The sequence below is a fragment of the Actinomyces minihominis genome, from assembly GCF_900187855.1.
GTDB classification, from domain to species: Bacteria; Actinomycetota; Actinomycetes; order Actinomycetales; family Actinomycetaceae; genus Scrofimicrobium; species Scrofimicrobium minihominis.
The window spans coordinates 1-17,220 of the sequence record NZ_FYEG01000002.1 but is presented as its reverse complement, the minus strand read 5'-3'; the positions used below and the strand labels follow the sequence as shown (position 1 = coordinate 17,220).

The window sequence follows — 17,220 nt, the reverse complement described above, 5'->3', positions numbered from 1 at the left end:
CCTAGGCCCTAAGCGCAGCGAGGAGACTACGACGGCCAAGCCTCATTTGCTCGCCCATGTTCTTTTCTGCCACCTGCTTCAGGCGGCTCACCCCCTCCGGAGAAAGCTGGGGAGAGGAGATAGCGCCTCCGCGTTCCAGTTCCCCTATCGCATCCAGCTCAAAAGTAGTGTCCTGCAGTTCTCCGAGCGCAGAGGTGGCTTCCTGCCAACGAAGAACCTTTGTGGACCCCTCCTCCCCAAGAACTGGGGCAAGTGCCTCGTAGGCGTAGCGGACAGTCTTTGCGGCCTTGCGTGTCTCATGCCAGAGATGGGCCTGCTGTAACTTCTCATCCAACGTCTGCCTCTTTGGCAGTGCCCGGGCCAGAACTTCAGCAGCCTGTAGGCGCTTCATTGTTTTGCCCAATGGCTTGGCAGGACTCGCTCGCAGGATATCTTCGAGATCTGCACGGCTTCCCCCAAGGTTCGCTGTTTGCAGGCGCGGATCAACCAGTTCAGCCAGTCCGTCCTGGAGCATTTCGTAGCGAGGTCCAAGAACATCGGTTCGAACCTGACTTGCAGCCGCATCCGCAGCCGCATCCACCCCTGAGAGAAGCCATGCAAGCACCTGGGGATCGGAAGGAAGGGCCGCAGCTGTGCCATCGACCAGGCGCGCTCGAAGAACCTGAAGATCCCGGAGAGCAGAGAGTTCACGCCCGAACCACCGCAACTCTCCGATGAGGTGATCGGCAACAGTTGGGGTAAACAGGGTGGAGAAGGTGTCAAGGGTGGACCTCAGCCTTCTTGCCGCGACGCGTGACTGATGCACGGCTTCCCCCTCACCCTCGGCAACCCCTTCCTCAAGGCTCTGAATGACACCAACCTGATTCTCTATGTAACGTCTAACAGCTGCCTGAACGGGGTGCCCGCCCAGGTCTGAAACCGAAGTTCGAGGCCAGCCTTCCAGGGCTCGCGCGATCTTTGATCCATAAGTTGCGGGTGTGAGGCCGGCATTCAAGAGCAGCCGAGAAATATGGCTGAGGGCACGAGTATCTCCTGCCGCGAGTTCGACCTCGACTTCACGCCAGGCGCTCTGCTGGCTCCCCTTACGACCCCCGCCAAGGGGGCCGGCATCTACCCGAACGTGATCCTCACAGACATTTGCCAGAATGCTTCGCCGAGAGGAAAGAACGGGAGTCTCAGTTCGGTGGGTCTCGAGACGTGCCACAGGAATGAGCGGCCTGAACTGTAGCTCAGGGGGAAGCACACTGCGCAGGAAGCGTGGCGGCCTTGCGCCCGAGATCGGCAATCGCTTCTCAATGCGATGCCCCGAGCTTGAAACTTCGGTCTTCAAATGCCAGCCTGCGTCACTTCCGCCCGACCTTCGGCGCAAAGCTATCCCCGCTGACTCAAGCTCCAGATCAGGGGTATCAAAGTAGAGGGCATTCAGCTCACTGGTGACGGGATGCCCGAGTGGCCCAATTGCCCCAAGGTCAAGCGCACCGACATTGTCGCCGACGGAAAACTTCACTTCGATTTCAACCTCTTGGATCAGCTTTGAAGGTGCTGCGCCCGAAGTGGTCGGCCCGCCCTCGCCCTCCCCCAGATCAAACAACGGGACCATGGGGGTGTCAGAAGCAAGTTCGTCACCTAAGCCGAGGTCGAATGCGACCTCCACATACTCTTCCACGCTGGGTCCTGACGAACTAGCTCTGGTGTTCAGAGGAAGCGATTGGGTACCGTGCCACGGCGGCCAGTGTGAAAACAAAGCTGAGGCGCGTCATTGAAAGACTTCCTCCGGAGGGTAACGGTCGAAAAATCGCGGACGGACACCCCGCAGATTATCACTGCAGCAGAGTTCTGTCCGAAAGCTGCGCTCCCTTGACCTGTTCAAACCAATCAAGAAGGTCGCGGACGGTCGTTTTCCCCTTCTCCGATTCGCTCAGATCTAGCACTATCCGCCCCTCATGCATCATGATCAGCCGGTTACCAAGCCGGAGCGCCTGCTCCATGTTGTGCGTAACCATCAGGGTGGTCAGGTTGTTTTTGGCAACCATTTCTCCGGTGAGCTGGGTAACCACCTCTGCCCTCTGGGGGTCAAGAGCTGCGGTGTGTTCGTCAAGGAGGAGGATCTTGGGATTGGTGAAAGTTGCCATGAGCAGTGAAAGGGACTGTCGCTGACCCCCCGAAAGTAACCCGACCCAGTCCTTCAGCCTGTTTTCGAGGCCCTGGTGCAGTCCCGCGAGCGCCTCCCGATATGTCTCACGGTCCTTTTTGGTGACACCTACCCCTAAGGTGCGGTGCTTTCCGCGGTTTTGGGCTATCGAGAGGTTTTCTTCGATGGTCATGTGAGGGGCAGTTCCGAGTGAGGGGTTTTGGAACACCCGTCCCAGATACTTGGCTCGCTGGTAGTCCTTGAGCCGGGACACATCATTCCCGTCGATCTGGACACGTCCTAAGTTGGGTCGAATGGACCCCGCCACCACATTCAGAAGGGTGGACTTGCCGGCTCCGTTGGACCCGATCACCGTCACAAACTCACCGTCTTCGAGCGTGAGGTTGATGTCGGTGAGAGCCCTTCTTTCATTCACCGTTCCCCCCAGGAACGTCTTGGAAATTGACTCCAGTTGCAGCATGGCGACCATTTCAGTCCTCCCCTTTCAACGCAGCGTTTTCCATGACGAGGCGATCAGTCATTCGTTCGTCCTCAGAACGACGTTTGAGGCCGAACAGCCTGTGGATCCTGGCACCGATTCTCCACTGGGGGATGAGGAGGGCGAGGACGACGATGACGGCAGAGATCAGCTTCATATCGTTGGGGTTGAACCCGAGGATCAACGCCAGTTGGATAACAACCCGGTAGATCACAGCCCCGATAACGACCGCAGTGGCAGCCCTAAAAATAGTGACCCGCCCAACGATGGCCTGTCCGATGATGACGGAGGCCAGGCCCGCCACAATGATGCCGATTCCCATGCCAACGTCGGCGAACCCCTGGTACTGGGCGACAAGTGAGCCTGAGACGGCGACCATCCCGTTGGAAAGTGCGAGGCCAAGAATCTTCTGCCGGTCGGTGGAGACTCCGAAGGAACGCACCATCTCAGGTGAATCCCCGGAAGCCCGAAGTCCGAGGCCGACGTTGGTATGCAGAAACCAAATCAGGGCGGCAAGGACCACCAGGACAAACGGCAGAATAATCAGCGGTCCAAGCCAGGTTCCCAGCTGGCCGCCCTCACGAAGCGGGGTGAACAGAGTCGTTGCCCGCAGGAGCCCCAGGTTTGAGGTTCCCATAATGCGCAGATTGATCGAGTAGAGGGCAATCTGCGTCAAAATTCCAGCCAGGAGGCCGTCAATGTTGCCCTTGGTGTTCAGCAGACCGGTGACCATTCCGGCTAGGCACCCGGCCACGAATGAGGAGGCGACAGCGAGAACCGGGTTGGTTCCATTGAGGATCAGGATCGCTGAGACCGCGGCACCCGTAGCGAAGCTGCCGTCAACCGTCAGGTCTGGGAACTCAAGAACCCTGAAGGTCAAGTAGACCCCCAGCGCCATGATCGCGTAGATCAACCCCAGTTCAACAGCAGTTATCACCGTTTGTCCCCCGCCCTCTGTTTCTAGTCTGCGCTAGTTGGTGATGTTTTCCGGATCCGCCTGCTCAACCAGGTTCACGGGAACCTCGACACCCATGCGTTCTGCGGCTCCAAGGTTGAGGTAAAGGGATGGTTCGGTCAAGGTCGCCACCGGGATGTCCGCGGCAGCTTTACCTTCCGTGAGGATAGAGATTGCCATCTGACCGGTTTGGTACCCGAGCGCGAAGTAATCCAGACCGTAGGTTGCAATGGCACCCCGCGCGACCGAGTCGCCCTCCGCTCCGAACACCGGGATCTTCTTGGTTTCTCCGACCTGGAGGACGGTCTCGAGGGAGGTCACAACCACGTTGTCCGTGGGGACATAGATGGCGTCAACGTCTGCCAGGGACTCAGTCGCCTGCTGCACATCCTGCGAGCTCATTGCAGGAGCTTCGATGATTTCAAGTCCTAGTTCGGCTGCAGCATCCTTGGCCCACCCCACCTGAACCACAGAGTTCGCCTCCCCGGGAGAGTAAACGATGCCGACGGTCTTCACCCCGGGGACAATCTCTTCGATAAGGGCCAGCTGCTCGCTGACCGGGTTGGCGTCCGAGGTGCCCGTAATGTTCCCTCCCGGCGCCTCCCAGGTTTCAACCAGGCCTGCGTCAATGGGGTCGGTCACCGCTGTGAAAAGGACGGGAATATCCGTAATGGCCTGCGCCGCAGCCTGTGCGGTGGGGGTCGCGATCGCCAGGACGAGATCAACCTTGGAGGACTTAAACGACCCGGCTATGGACGCAGCCGTCGACTGGTCCCCGTTCGCGTTCTGTTCGTCAAACTTCACGGTCAGACCCGCGTCCTCGAACGCCGCCTTAAACCCGTCAGCAGCAGCAGTCAGCGAGGGGTGGTCCATAAGTTGGCTGATCCCAACAACATACTCGGTGGTGGCTTCAGGGGACTCAGACTGACCCGAGCTCGCAGACGGGGATGCGCTGCACCCAGCCAACGCCAGTGCTCCAGCTACTCCCAGTGACACGAGGGAAGCGATCTTCTTCATTCATTTCTCCTGACAGTGATTGAGACGGCTGTGTTATTCGACTTTCCGTTGGTGCCGCCTGGCACCCCGTGAGCATAAAGAGGTTGAGGGCCCAGGCTGGCTGGAGTCCAGTGAGTGAACTAACCTTGGCCCTGAGCATGGAGGTGTCAATGACCGCTGAATCACTTCGCAGAGCACAGCAAAAGATGACTAATGCGGGCGTCGCCGCAGAAGCAATCGAAGTTTTCTCCCACTACTTCTCGCTTCTAGAGGCGGGTGAAGCGGGTCTGATCCAAGAGGAGAGCATTGAGCCGTACGTGGACCCGGCCTCATCCACCGACCTTCACTACCCTTTCTCGGCACAGGCCGAGGCGCTGGCAAAGACCGCCCTCATCAAGCTCAACGGCGGTCTCGGCACCTCCATGGGACTTGATCGGGCCAAGACGCTTCTCCCCGTCGCTGAGGGCCAGACCTTTCTTGACCTCATCGCCAAGCAGACGCTCTACGCACGCAGCAGGTTTGACGCGCGCCTCCCCCTCGTCTTTATGAACTCGTATCGCACCGACCACGACACTCTTCGCTACCTGAGCCGGTACGCAGACCTTGCCATCGACGGCATTCCCCTGAGCTTCCTGCAGAGCAAAGAACCCCGCCTTGATGCTTCTACACTTGAGCCTGTCTCCTGGCCCTCGGATCCAGAGGCTGAGTGGTGTCCCCCGGGGCACGGCGACCTCTACGTTTCGCTGCTCACAAGTGGTCTGCTTGATCTGCTGATCCGGGAGGGTTTTGAGTTTGCGCAGGTATCCAACGGGGACAACCTTGGCGCCACACCGGACCCTGACCTAGCGGCCTGGTTCGCGGATACCGGCGCGGCTTTCGCCATGGAGATTTGCCGACGCACCCCTAACGACCGGAAGGGCGGCCACCTCGCCCGCCGCATAGCTGACGGCGCGCTCGTTCTTCGCGAGTCGGCTCAAACAGATCCGGAGGACATTGCGACGTTCGAAGATATCGACCGCCACCGCTACTTCAACACCAACACCATCTGGCTCAATCTGCCAGCTTTGAAGGCAGCTCTCCAGGAGCGCAGCTCCGTTCTGGGACTACCGATGATCCGCAACACGAAGACGGTTGATGTGACTGATCCAAACAGTCCTCAGGTGATCCAGGTTGAGACCGCCATGGGGTCTGCCATTGAGGTCTTCGAGAACGCCACCGCTATCGAGGTGCCACGAAGCCGTTTCCTGCCCGTGAAAACAACCAACGAGCTTCTTTTGCTACGTTCCGACCTCTATGTCATTTCTGAAGACGGAAGCCTGCGGGCAACTACCACCTCAACGCCTGAAATCACTCTGAACAAGCGTGATTACGGGCATATTAACGACTTTGAGGCCCTCATCCCACAGGCCCCCTCACTGCGCGATGCAACGTCACTCCAGGTCCTCGGAAAGTGGCGCTTCGAGCCGGGCGCCAGGGTCACCGGTGATGTCGTGCTGGGACCCGAAGGTGGTGTTGTCCTCCCGGACTGACAAGCCACTAAGTTTTTTGTTAGGCTTCTTAACTAAGTGAGGAACCGGTTAGGACGCCTATCGCCAATGACGACGTTCCCCACGCCGAGATACCCGCATCATCAGAGTAGAAGCGATTGGGGACGCCGATGGCGACAGAGTCGAAACAGGACTGGAAGCGACCAAACACAACAGCCGTTGTTTTGGCGGCCGGGGCCGATCAGGAGTCTCGAGAACTGCTCCATGCCAACCTGTCAGACTCGACCGTTGCTGCGCTGGCCTTAGAGAACGTGCGCCAGGTTGTTCCGGCGGAACGAATCATCGTCGTGGTTTCTCCTCACGATACCGAGATTCGCAACATTCTCGGTGACGACCTCACCTATGTGGTCCAGAACGAGCCGCTCGGTACGGGCCACGCTGTTGCCTCGGCTCGTGGGGCCATTCCCGCTGACACAGAACAGCTCCTCGTAACCTACGCCGACACCCCGCTCCTTCGACCAGCTTCCCTTCGCGGTCTGCTGAACCGCCACTACCTTCGAGACGCCGGCTTCTCCCTCCTCACAGCACGGATGAACCAGCCCCTTCCCTACGGTCGCATCGAAAGGGACGAGGACGACAATATTCAGGCCATCCTCGAACCCGAGGACCTCTCGGGTGACGAACGTGCCATCACCGAGGTCAACGTGGGTTCCTACGTTGCGGCTCCGGACACCCTGCTCGCGAAGATCGACGCCCTCGCCTCAAGGGGTGAACACCGCCTCACGGAAGTGGCCCGAAGCTTCCTCAACGCCGATCACGGTGTTGCCACCTACCGCATCTACGACACCGATGAGGTGCAGGGGATCAACACCGAAGAGGGTTTGCAGCAGGCCGCTGACATCGTCCTCAAGCGCCTTTTCGTCCCCAAGAAGGACACTGACACCACCATTAAGTTCGGTACCGGTGGGTGGCGGGCCATTATCGGTGAGGGCTACACGCTGGGTAACCTTCGTCGCCTCTGCCAGGCCATCGCCAATGAGGCGACACGTCAGGGAATCGACACCAAGGGTGTTGTCATCGGGGGCGACCGGAGGTTCCTCTCTCGGGAGTCCGCCGAAGCCGCCGCCGAGGTCTTCGCAGGGAACAACATTCCGGTTCACCTCCTCCCCGAAGATGTGCCCACCCCCCTGGTGACCTTCGCCGCTCCCTACAAGAATGCCGCATACGGGATCATCATTACCTCGTCTCATAACCCACCGAACTGGAACGGTGTCAAGGTGTTCCGCGAGGACGGCTCCCTTCCCCTTGATGCTGAAACCGACCGCTATCAAGATGAGGCCAACGCACTTCGTGTCGAGGACGTTGTCACGCTCGACCTCGACCTCGCACGAACGGCCGGAATCATCGATGAGACACCGCTAACCGATCCCTACATCGACGCGATTGAAGAAATCATCGACTGGGATATCGTTCGTGGTTCAAACCTGCGTGTTGCCGTTGACCCCATGTATGGCACCAGCCAGCTGACTCTTGGCACCATCCTTTCCGATATGCGTGTCCAGGCAGAGTTCATTCACTCCGCTCACAACCCCCTGTTCGGAGGTGTGGCGCCGGCACCTGACTCAGAGCGCCTACACACCCTGATGTCGATGATCAAAGCCGGAGACGGAAAGTACGACCTCGGAATGGCCACCGACGGGGACTCGGACCGGATCGGCATCGTTGATGAGAACGGTAACTACGTCACTTCCAACGAGCTCCTCCTTCTCCTCTACTGGTACCTCCACGAGTACCGTGGTGAGAAGGGCGGGGTCGTTCGTAATGTCGCCACAACCCACCTGCTCGATCGCCTTGCGGATCACTTCGGTGAGGAGCACCGTGAATGCAAGGTGGGGTTCAAACACGTCACAGCAGGCATGCAGGAAATCGACGCCGTCCTCGGGGGTGAATCTTCGGGTGGCCTCACAGTGCGCGGTTGGATCCTCGGCAAGGACGGTATCTTCGCATGTGCTCTCGTTGCCGAGATGCTGGCCAGAACCGGAAAGCCGATGTCCGAACTGCTCGACCTGGTCTATGAGATCACAGGCCGTCTCTACTCCCTAGAAGAGAGCATTCCGGCCACTCCCGAAATGCGGCTAGAGGTTCCGCGTCGTCTGGACGCGCAGCCCCTGACGCACATCGGTCCCTACAGGGTCATCGATGTGATCGACACCGATGGCACCAAGATCCTCCTTGAGAACGACAACTGGGCCCTCCTGCGTTTCTCCGGCACCGAGCCCGTCCTCCGCATGTTCGTTGAGGCAGATACTCCGGAGAAGGCAGAAGAACTTCTTACCTGGCTCCGCGGTTTCGTCACCGCCTAGCCAACCAAAGCAAACCCAAACACCTGGACCTCTGAAAGATCACCATGCACTTTGGTCATTTTGACACCGCCAGCCATGAGTACGTCATCGACCGCCCCGATGCGCCGCAGTCCTGGACCAACTACCTGGGAACCAAGGATTACGCAACGGTAATTTCCCACGTCGGTGGCGGCTACTCCTATTACAAGTCCCCCGAACACGGACGCGTCACCCGTTTCCGCCAGAACACGGTCTCTCCCGAAGGTCCCGGAAAGTATGTGTACATTCGGGACAGCGAAGATGGTGACTTTTGGTCCATCTCCTGGATGCCGGTTGGCAAGCCCCTGCGCACCCTGATGAATGAGGACGGGGCCGCATACACTGCCGCTCACGGAATGGGCTACACCCGATTCGAAGCGGACTACAGGGGGATCGATGCCAAGCAGACCGTCTTCATCCCCCTCGACGATGCCGTCGAGATCTGGGACGTCACGCTGAAGAACAACAGTGACCGTCCCCGCACCCTGAGCACCGCCTCATACATCGAGTTCTCCTACCACCACATCGAAATCGACAACCAAAACCTGCAGATGTCCCTCTATGCGACCGGCTCCTCATACGAGGACGGGATCATTGAGTACGACTTCTTCTACGAGCCGTGGACCTTCCACTACTTTGCATCCTCGGAGGAACCCGACTCCTTCGACACGTTGCGAGAGCCCTTTATCGGTAACTACCGCACAGAGCGCAACCCCATCGCTGTCGAGCGCGGGATGGGCTCCGACTCTTCCGGGACCACCCAGAATCACTGTGCATCGCTACAGCACAAGTTCACCCTGCAGCCCGGTGAGAGCAAGCGGATCATCTACATGACCGGCTACGGCTCCCGCGATGAAGTTGGTCGAAACATCCAGGCGAAGTACTCCGATCCGGCTCAGGTCGATGCCGAGTTCCAGCGCCTCCTTGACTACTGGGCCAAGAAGCGGGACCGGCTTCGCATTGACACCCCGAACCAGGGAATGAACGAGCTGATCAACACCTGGACCCTGCTTCAGGCAGAAACGACAGTCGTCTGGTCACGCTTTGCTTCTTTTGTCGAGGTCGGAGGACGTCACGGCCTGGGTTACCGAGATACCGCCCAGGACGCCATGAGCGTGATTCATTCCAACCCCACCAAATCACGACAGCGGATCATTGAACTGCTGCGCGCTCAGACTCCGATGGGCTACGGACTGCACCTGTTCGACCCCCGGGACTTCGACCCTGACCGCGAAGAGCTTCCGGATATCCCGTCCCCCACCATCGTTCCTTCCAAGTCGGGAGACGACCTGATTCACGGACTTGATGATGCCTGTTCGGATGACCACCTTTGGCTCGTTCCCACGGTCATCGAGTACGTCAAAGAAACCGGAGATGATTCGTTCCTCGACCTCGTTGTTCCGTTTGCCGACGGCTCACCGGCCACCGTCTACGAGCACCTCAAGGCTGCTCTTGACTTCTCTGCTGAGCACGTTGGTGACAACGGGGTGGCCCTTGGTCTTCGAGCTGACTGGAACGACTGCCTGAACCTTGGGGGCGGTGAGTCCGCTCTGGTGACATTCCTTCACGCCTGGGCCCTGCGCGACTTCATAGGGCTGGCTCTGGAACGTCAGGACGCGCAGGCAGCTGCCCATTACCAGGCTGAACTGGATCGCATCACCGAGGTCACCAACTCACTGCTGTGGGATGGAGCCTGGTGGATCCGTGGGTACACCAACCAGGGCGTGAAGATTGGCACCAGCGAGGCAAAGGAGGGCAAGATCTTCCTTGAACACCAAGCCTGGCCCATCATCGCGGGCATCGCCTCCCAGGAGCATGGCGAACAGGCAATGGACTCTGTCCGCGAACTCCTTGGGTCCGAGTTTGGGTCCCACCTTAACTGGCCCGCATTCACCGAGGTCGACGACTCTGTCGGGTTCGTGACCCGCGTCTATCCCGGGGTGAAAGAGAACTCCTCAATCTTCAGCCATCCCAACGCATGGCCCATTATTGCGGAGGCCGTCCTGGGTCGAGGTGATGAGGCCGTGGCATTTTACGATGCGATCTCGCCCTACAACCAGAACGATATTGCTGAGGTACGCGGGGCTGAGCCCTACGTTTACGCCCAATTCATCTACGGTCGCGACCACGATCTCTACGGTAAGGCCCAGAACCCGTGGCTTACAGGCACCGCCGGTTGGATGTACACCGCGGTTACCAAGTACATTCTCGGTATCCGCCCCGGCTTCCACGGCCTTGTCATCGATCCCTCCATCCCCCGGGCGTGGGACGCTTTCTCAGTGCGACGTGAGTGGCGCGGTGCCGTCTACAACATTGAGGTGAGGAACCCCGACCATGTCAGCCGCGGCGTCGCGTCCGTGACGGTCGACGGGGTTGAGCAGAACCCAAAGATGCCGATCATGGAGCAGCCAGAGGGAGCTGAGGTTTCCGTGGTTGTCACCCTGGGTGCGTCCGTGTAGTTCAGGACAACCCTTCCCGGACTGCCGCGTCTTTGGTCCGCCACTTCTGACCTTCGGGTTGGCTGTGGCGGACCCGTACTTTCAGGACCCAAAAAAAGACGGTGTTCCCTATGCTTGTGTCGAAACAGAAAACTGCCGGCCGACCTAATGTTCGATGATGTTCAACAGGCGGCAAGCCAGGGTCCCAGATCAGGACGACTGAAATACTAAAAGCGTCATTTCCACCCAGAAGGAGCTGAGTGATTTGTCCGAAACACGCACCGAGGTAGACCTCCTCGGTCCCAAGGAAGTTCCCGCCGACGCGTACTGGGGAGTCCACACTCAACGAGCTGTTGAGAACTTCCCCATCAGCGGCCGGGTCGTCAGTGACTACCCCGCATTTGTCAAAGGACTAGCAGAGGTTAAAAAGGCTGAAGCCCTGGCTAACCGCCAGACACGCGTCCTCCCCAAGAAGGTCGCTAAGGCAATCACCCAGGCCTGCGACAAAATACTCTACGAGGGTACGGCACGTGACCAGTTCCCAGTGGATCTCTTCCAGGGTGGCGCGGGTACTTCGACCAACATGAATGCGAACGAGGTCATTGCGAACCTGGCCCTTGAAATCCTTGGTCTTGAAAAGGGTGACTATGACGTCATCAACCCCAACGACCATGTCAACAAGTCACAGTCAACCAATGACGCCTACCCCACCGCATTGCGGCTGGCCGTCTACCACATGGTCCACGACCTCATCAAAGAACTACTGACCCTGGCGGACACGCTCGACCACAAGGCCAACCAGTTCAAGCGTGTGTTGAAAATGGGGCGGACCCAACTTCAGGATGCTGTGCCCATGTCTCTCGGGCAAGAGTTCAGCGGCTTCGCCTCCATCATCCGCGCAGAATGCGAGTACCTGGCGCAGCAGGCCAACCTGTTGCTCACGGTCAACCTGGGCGCAACTGCTATCGGGACAGGTCTGAACACTCCCCCCGGTTTCCAGCCGGTTGTGGTTGAGAAGCTGGCTGAGGTAACCGGCCTCGGGATTGAGGGGTCAGCCAACCTCATCGCCGCCACATCGGACACCAGCGACTATGTCGCCGTTCACTCTGCTCTGAAGCGCTCAGCAACCAAGATCTCGCAGATCTGCAACGACCTGCGCCTGCTGTCTTCGGGACCCCGAGCGGGCCTGAACGAAATCAACCTACCCGAGATGCAAGCTGGATCTTCCATCATGCCCGCCAAGGTCAACCCGGTGATCCCCGAGGTCGTTAACCAGGTTTGCTTCAAGGTGTTCGGCAATGACGTGGCGGTTACCTTTGCCTCTGAGGCAGGTCAGCTTGAGTTGAACGTCATGGAACCAGTCATCGCCCAGTGCCTCTTCGAGTCGATCGAGATGCTTCAGACCGGCTCCAAGGTCCTTCGCACCAAGTGCATCGAAGGCATCACCGCCAATGAGGAGATCTGCCGCGCTAATGTTGAGAACTCGATTGGTATCGTCACCTACCTGAACGACATCATCGGTCACCATGAGGGCGATATTGTCGGCAAGGAATGCGCTGCAACCGGAAAATCTGTCCGAGAGGTTGTGCTTGAGCGTGGATTGCTTTCAGAAGAGCAACTGGATGAGGTTCTCTCGATCGATAACCTTCTCAAGCCGCAGTTCTTCGGACAGTACTACGACCTAGACGACTAGTACCCAAAAGGCTGCAGTTCGGGCGCCACCACCCTCCACCGGGTGTGGTGCCCGATCGCACTTAAGAACGGCACCAGTGCCCCCAGTGAAGAGGCTCTCACCGCAGCGGCTAGAGTTAGCTACGAAGTTTCCAAGTCAGGGAGTCAACATGCGGGTCGGTATACCCACTGAAGTAATGAACAATGAGTACCGTGTCGGAATCACCCCCAACGGTGTGGTTGAACTGGTCGCCCAGGGTCACGAAGTGCTCATCCAGGCCGGAGCCGGCGCGGGCTCTTCAATCACCGATGAGAGCTACGCGGCCGCGGGAGCCACGATCATCGACTCGGCAGATGTCGTGTGGGCTAACGCAGATCTGATCCTCAAGGTGAAGGAGCCGGTTCCCAGCGAGTACCACCTGCTGCGGAAGGACCAGGTCCTTTTCACCTACCTCCACCTTGCTGCATCCCGCCCCTGCACCGAAGCTATCTTGAACTCAGGCGCGACGGCGATCGCCTACGAGACAGTGCAGCTGCCTAACAGAGCCCTGCCGCTCCTGGTTCCTATGTCAGAGGTTGCGGGTCGACTGGCCCCACAGATCGGTTCCTATCTTCTGATGCGTCCCTCCGGCGGACGCGGAGTTCTCCTCGGAGGTGTCACAGCCACCCGCCGGGCCCGTACTGTCATCATCGGTGGTGGAGCTGCAGGTGAACAGGCCGCACGTGTTGCCCTTGGACTCGGATCCATGGTGACAGTGGTGGATGTGTCCCTGCCGCGCCTCAAGCAACTCGAAGATCTCTTCAACCACCAAATCAGCACTCGCACCTCAACGATCCTCAACATTACCGAGGCCATTCGTGACGCAGACCTGGTAATCGGTTCGGTTCTCATTCCTGGTGCGCGGGCACCCAAGCTGGTCACCGATGCCATGGTCGCTGGCATGAAACCGGGTTCAGTACTGGTCGATATTGCCGTTGACCAAGGCGGATGTTTTGAGGGAACGCGCCCCACCACCCATGACGACCCGACCTTTACAGTTCATCAATCACTCTACTACTGTGTCGCGAACATGCCCGGCGCAGTCCCAGAGACATCGACACAAGCGCTCACCAACGCCACGCTCCCCTACGTCCTCGACCTTGCCAACAAGGGTTGGAAGAAGGCCTGCACTGAGAACCAAGCCCTGGCTCTCGGTGTCAATGTCAGCGGTGGAGTAATCACCCACCCCAAGGTTGCTGAAGCCTTCCCAGACCTTCCGGCCAACCTCGACCTCGTCTAGGCACCGCGCTTCGCAAGAAGATCATCAAGGACCCTGTAGACACCGAACTCCTCATTTGAGGCCGTGAGGTGATTTGCAAGGTCCTTGATCTCTTGCTCCGCATTGGCAACCGCATAGGAATGCCCTACGGCCTGAAGCATCTCAACATCGTTAAATGTGTCTCCGAAAGCCATCATCTGAGACGGGTCGATACCCAGCTTCTCCCCCAGGATCTCAATTCCGTGCCCCTTGGAGATTCCCCTGTTCATGATGTCGACCCAGGGTGGACCACCTAGCGTGACTGCCAGCTCGCCCCCGAAACTGGGTTGGAAACATTCCTCCATCGCCTCACGCGCATCCTCACGCTTGAAGTAGACCGAGTACTTCACCGCGTCCTCATCAATGGCTGTGAAATCATCGATGTAAACGATGTTTTTGAAATACACCTCAAATGATTCGGCATCGGCACGAAAACTCTCGTGAATGTAGGTCCTTTCTAAACCACAGAGGACAGGTGCCCCATCGGTATCCCTCAGCGTCGACTCAACCATTGCGAGGTAGTGCTCGGGTGACAGCACCGAGTGGTAGAGAATCTCCCCACCATGTGCCACGACAGCCCCGTTGTCGCTGATAAACGCAAGGTCCGCTTCCGGCCAGTTGAACATGGCCTTAAGCGTTGCCAGCGGCCGGCCGCTTGCGGGGACAAAGACGATACCTTCCTCATTCAGGCGACGGACATAGTCACTGAGTCCTGGAGGTATCTGGCCGCCCTCCAGCAGCAGGGTTCTATCAAGGTCAGAGGCAACTAGCCGCACATTTTCCATGTTTCGACCATACAGGCACCCGACATAGAGTCAGGTGCCTGTATTGCTAAGAGAGTACTTCCTAAAGGAACGCAGAGATTCCAAACCCGATCGCAACTGCAACACCGATCATCACAAGACCGGGGAACATGAATGGATGGTTGAAGATGTACTTGCCGATTTTGGTTGAGCCGGTGTCATCCATTTCGACTGCAGCAAGCAGTGTGGGGTAGGTAGGCAGAATAAAGAGCGCAGATACTGCCGGGAAGGCAGCAATTGCGGCAGCACCCGAGACACCCACTCCAAGAGCAAGCGGCATGAGAGCCCTGGTTGTGGCGGCCTGCGAGTACAGCAGTGCTGCGCCGAGCATAAGTACGATTGCGAGGAGCCAGGGGGTGGCCTGAAGGATGTTGCTAGAGAGCATCGCTATTGTCCCCATGTTGGCCTCGACAAAGGTCATACCCATCCAGGCAACACCGAGAACACAGATTGCTGCAGACATGCCTGACTTGAAAGTGGATGCCTCAAGGATTTCTGCGACCACAGGCTTGCAGAAGATGACAATCAGCATGGCGACAGTGAGCATCGTTGCAATGATGGCACCGTCACGTCCCATGATTGGATCCTTGATCACCTGTAGTTTGTCCGAGATTAAGGTGGCATAGGTGGTGACAAAGATAAGTCCGATTAGGAAGATACCCACGGAAAGCTTTGCCCCTCCCGAAATCACTTTTTCTTCGGCAGGCTGGGGAGGAAGAACCAAGCCCTCGGCAAGACGTTCCTGGTAGATCGGCATTTGGCTGAGTGGCTTGGCACCACGCAGCTTGTCCGTAGCCCCCATGATGAGCGGCGTTAGCATGACGGAAAGCAGGGTGGCTGGGATTGCAACCATGAGTAGGTCGACGTACTCAAGACCCGTGTTGAACTCAACCAACATGGTGGAGAAGACGACCACGGCAGCGGAGATTGGTGAGGCAGTGATCGCCATCTGAGAAGCCACAACGCCAAGGGAAAGCGGCCTCGAGGGAGGGATATCTGCTTCCTTGGCAACCTCGACAATAACCGGCATTGTCGAGTAGGCGGTGTGTCCGGTTCCTGCCATAAGGGTCATGACATAAGTGACAGCAGGAGCCAGGAAGTTGAGGTACTTGGGATTTTTCTTGAGAATCTTGGTGGCCAGGTAGATGAGGTACTCCATACCTCCTGCAACCTGCATTGCTGCAATTGCAGCGATAACGCTCATGATGATTGAAACAACATCAAGAGGGAGCTCTGCCGGAGATGCCCCGAGAAGCGCCAAACCAATGACACCGAGGCCGCCCGCGAAGCCGATGGCGATGCCACCAAATCTAGCGCCTACAAAAATCGCTATTAGTAGTACCGCAAACTGCGCCAACATAAGCATGATTTCTGATTACCCAATCCGACCCCGCTGGAGTCATGTCGATCTGTGAGTGCTTCCTTGCAAACATGGAATTAGAGATGCCATCCCGAGGTCCAGGTAGATCGAGCGTAGGATAACGGTGATTTCTCTGTCTAAAGAAAAGATACCAATAATGTTTCGATCTGGCGGCGAATAAGGTGACACCCGCCACTTTCGTGGACTGAAGAAGCCGGGTACAGACTCAAAATCAATTCTCCTTCGAATGGGTCTGCAATGGCTTCGGTGGCACATTGACCTGATCAACTACCTAGTTCCGGGTTAGGGCCCATAGATTTCGATCCCAAAGTGATCCGCAAAGAGAGCCAACATTTCAACTGGTTGACGTTCCCCGATTCGGGCACCTTTCAGACCTTCGACTCCTGTGATCGTGGCAAAGTCCATCCCCCGTAGGTCGAGGTGGTGACTGCGAGCCCCTTGTAACACCAGTGTGCCTACCGACGTGTTTTCAAACGCGACCCTCCGGAGGGTGGCATCGGTGAGGTCGAGTTCCTCAACATGGCAGTTTTGCGCCAGTAAGTCCTGAATTTTTGACGCACGCAGGTTGAGCCATCCAACTTTTGATCCATCAATGACAAGCTGGTCGATTTCTGAGTCGTATGCTTCAACCGCACCAAGACGAGACGATGAAATAGCGGCCCCTCTCCATGTTGTCCGGGCCACTTTCAGCTGCTGGTGTATCCGATGCGTGACGATAGGACAGCATCCCCCAGTAAGGATCGCTCAAGAATGTTTCGCATGTGGAGTACTCCGAGCAACAGGCTTGGGTGGAGCACCTATCTTGGGGAACTCTCCGGTTCTACCGAAATCTCACCTTACGCAGTTCCCGCTCGACGGGTTTCCCTCAGCGGACTCCCACCTGCTTGGATCGGGATTGGCACTCTCGACCTCTTTCTCAATGAAGACGTCGAGTATGCAAGACGGCTTCGACAGGCAGGTGTTCCCTGCGAAATCGAAGTCGTTCCCGGTGCATTCCACGGTTTTGACCAGTTGTACTTCGCCAAAGATGTAACGAAATCGTTTCGCAACTCGGGGATAAAGGCCAGAACGTGGTGTTTATGATCGGGGTTGGTGGCGTGGTGGCGCGTGTTAGTGGCTGTTATTAACTCCCACAGAGTTAATAAGGGGTGGGTCGTTGACAAGGAGGACTCCTTGTGGG

Annotated in this window: 13 protein-coding genes; 6 read left to right on the top strand and 7 right to left on the bottom strand. The window is 57.8% G+C overall.

The features are described 5' to 3' along the window. Position 1 precedes the first annotated feature (1 nt). From CS903_RS02115 to CS903_RS02100, 4 genes are all read right to left on the bottom strand, one after another. Positions 2-1,666: a CYTH and CHAD domain-containing protein gene (locus CS903_RS02115; RefSeq protein ID WP_129587564.1), complete on the bottom strand. Its 1,665-nt coding sequence runs from the start codon at positions 1,664-1,666 to the stop codon at positions 2-4. 154 nt (positions 1,667-1,820) lie between these two features. Beyond that, positions 1,821-2,612: an ABC transporter ATP-binding protein gene (locus CS903_RS02110; RefSeq protein WP_099332235.1), complete on the bottom strand. Its 792-nt coding sequence runs from the start codon at positions 2,610-2,612 to the stop codon at positions 1,821-1,823. A 10-nt stretch (positions 2,613-2,622) separates the two neighbouring features. Then, complete coding sequence (locus CS903_RS02105; RefSeq protein WP_099331914.1) at positions 2,623-3,567, bottom strand: ABC transporter permease; 945 nt, start codon at positions 3,565-3,567, stop codon at positions 2,623-2,625. A 33-nt stretch (positions 3,568-3,600) separates the two neighbouring features. After that, positions 3,601-4,602: an ABC transporter substrate-binding protein gene (locus tag CS903_RS02100; protein WP_099331913.1), complete on the bottom strand. Its 1,002-nt coding sequence runs from the start codon at positions 4,600-4,602 to the stop codon at positions 3,601-3,603. 149 nt (positions 4,603-4,751) lie between these two features. Here CS903_RS02100 and CS903_RS02095 point away from each other — a divergent pair, with 149 nt between their 5' ends. The 5 genes from CS903_RS02095 (at position 4,752) to ald (ending at position 13,838) form a co-directional block, all read left to right on the top strand. Beyond that, entirely contained in the window at positions 4,752-6,110 is a 1,359-nt protein-coding gene (locus CS903_RS02095) for a UTP--glucose-1-phosphate uridylyltransferase (RefSeq protein WP_099331912.1), read from the top strand. A gap of 128 nt (positions 6,111-6,238) precedes the next feature. After that, a complete protein-coding gene (locus CS903_RS02090; RefSeq protein ID WP_099331911.1) occupies positions 6,239-8,431 on the top strand; it encodes an NTP transferase domain-containing protein in 2,193 nt (730 codons plus the stop codon). Positions 8,432-8,475: 44 nt separating this feature from the next. After that, positions 8,476-10,908, top strand: coding sequence for a glycoside hydrolase family 94 protein (locus CS903_RS02085; RefSeq protein ID WP_099331910.1), 2,433 nt, complete (start codon positions 8,476-8,478; stop codon positions 10,906-10,908). A 244-nt stretch (positions 10,909-11,152) separates the two neighbouring features. Further along, positions 11,153-12,580, top strand: a complete 1,428-nt coding sequence (gene aspA, locus CS903_RS02080) for an aspartate ammonia-lyase (RefSeq protein WP_099331909.1) — start codon at positions 11,153-11,155, stop codon at positions 12,578-12,580. 148 nt (positions 12,581-12,728) lie between these two features. Then, on the top strand, positions 12,729-13,838 hold the full coding sequence (gene ald, locus CS903_RS02075; RefSeq protein WP_099331908.1) for an alanine dehydrogenase: 1,110 nt from the start codon (positions 12,729-12,731) through the stop codon (positions 13,836-13,838). On the opposite strand, the gene CS903_RS02070 is transcribed toward ald, so the two are convergent. From CS903_RS02070 to CS903_RS02060, 3 genes are all read right to left on the bottom strand, one after another. Beyond that, positions 13,835-14,641: an HAD family hydrolase gene (locus tag CS903_RS02070; RefSeq protein WP_099331907.1), complete on the bottom strand. Its 807-nt coding sequence runs from the start codon at positions 14,639-14,641 to the stop codon at positions 13,835-13,837. The two genes, ald and CS903_RS02070, sit on opposite strands and share 4 nt — an antisense overlap. Before the next feature lie 61 nt (positions 14,642-14,702). After that, entirely contained in the window at positions 14,703-16,025 is a 1,323-nt protein-coding gene (locus CS903_RS02065) for an anaerobic C4-dicarboxylate transporter (protein ID WP_099331906.1), read from the bottom strand. 297 nt (positions 16,026-16,322) lie between these two features. Then, positions 16,323-16,724: a hypothetical protein gene (locus tag CS903_RS02060; protein ID WP_099331905.1), complete on the bottom strand. Its 402-nt coding sequence runs from the start codon at positions 16,722-16,724 to the stop codon at positions 16,323-16,325. A gap of 12 nt (positions 16,725-16,736) precedes the next feature. Between CS903_RS02060 and CS903_RS09690 the strand changes: the two genes are divergently transcribed. Beyond that, positions 16,737-17,123: an alpha/beta hydrolase fold domain-containing protein gene (locus CS903_RS09690; RefSeq protein WP_370737634.1), complete on the top strand. Its 387-nt coding sequence runs from the start codon at positions 16,737-16,739 to the stop codon at positions 17,121-17,123. The last annotated feature ends 97 nt before the right edge of the window (positions 17,124-17,220 follow it).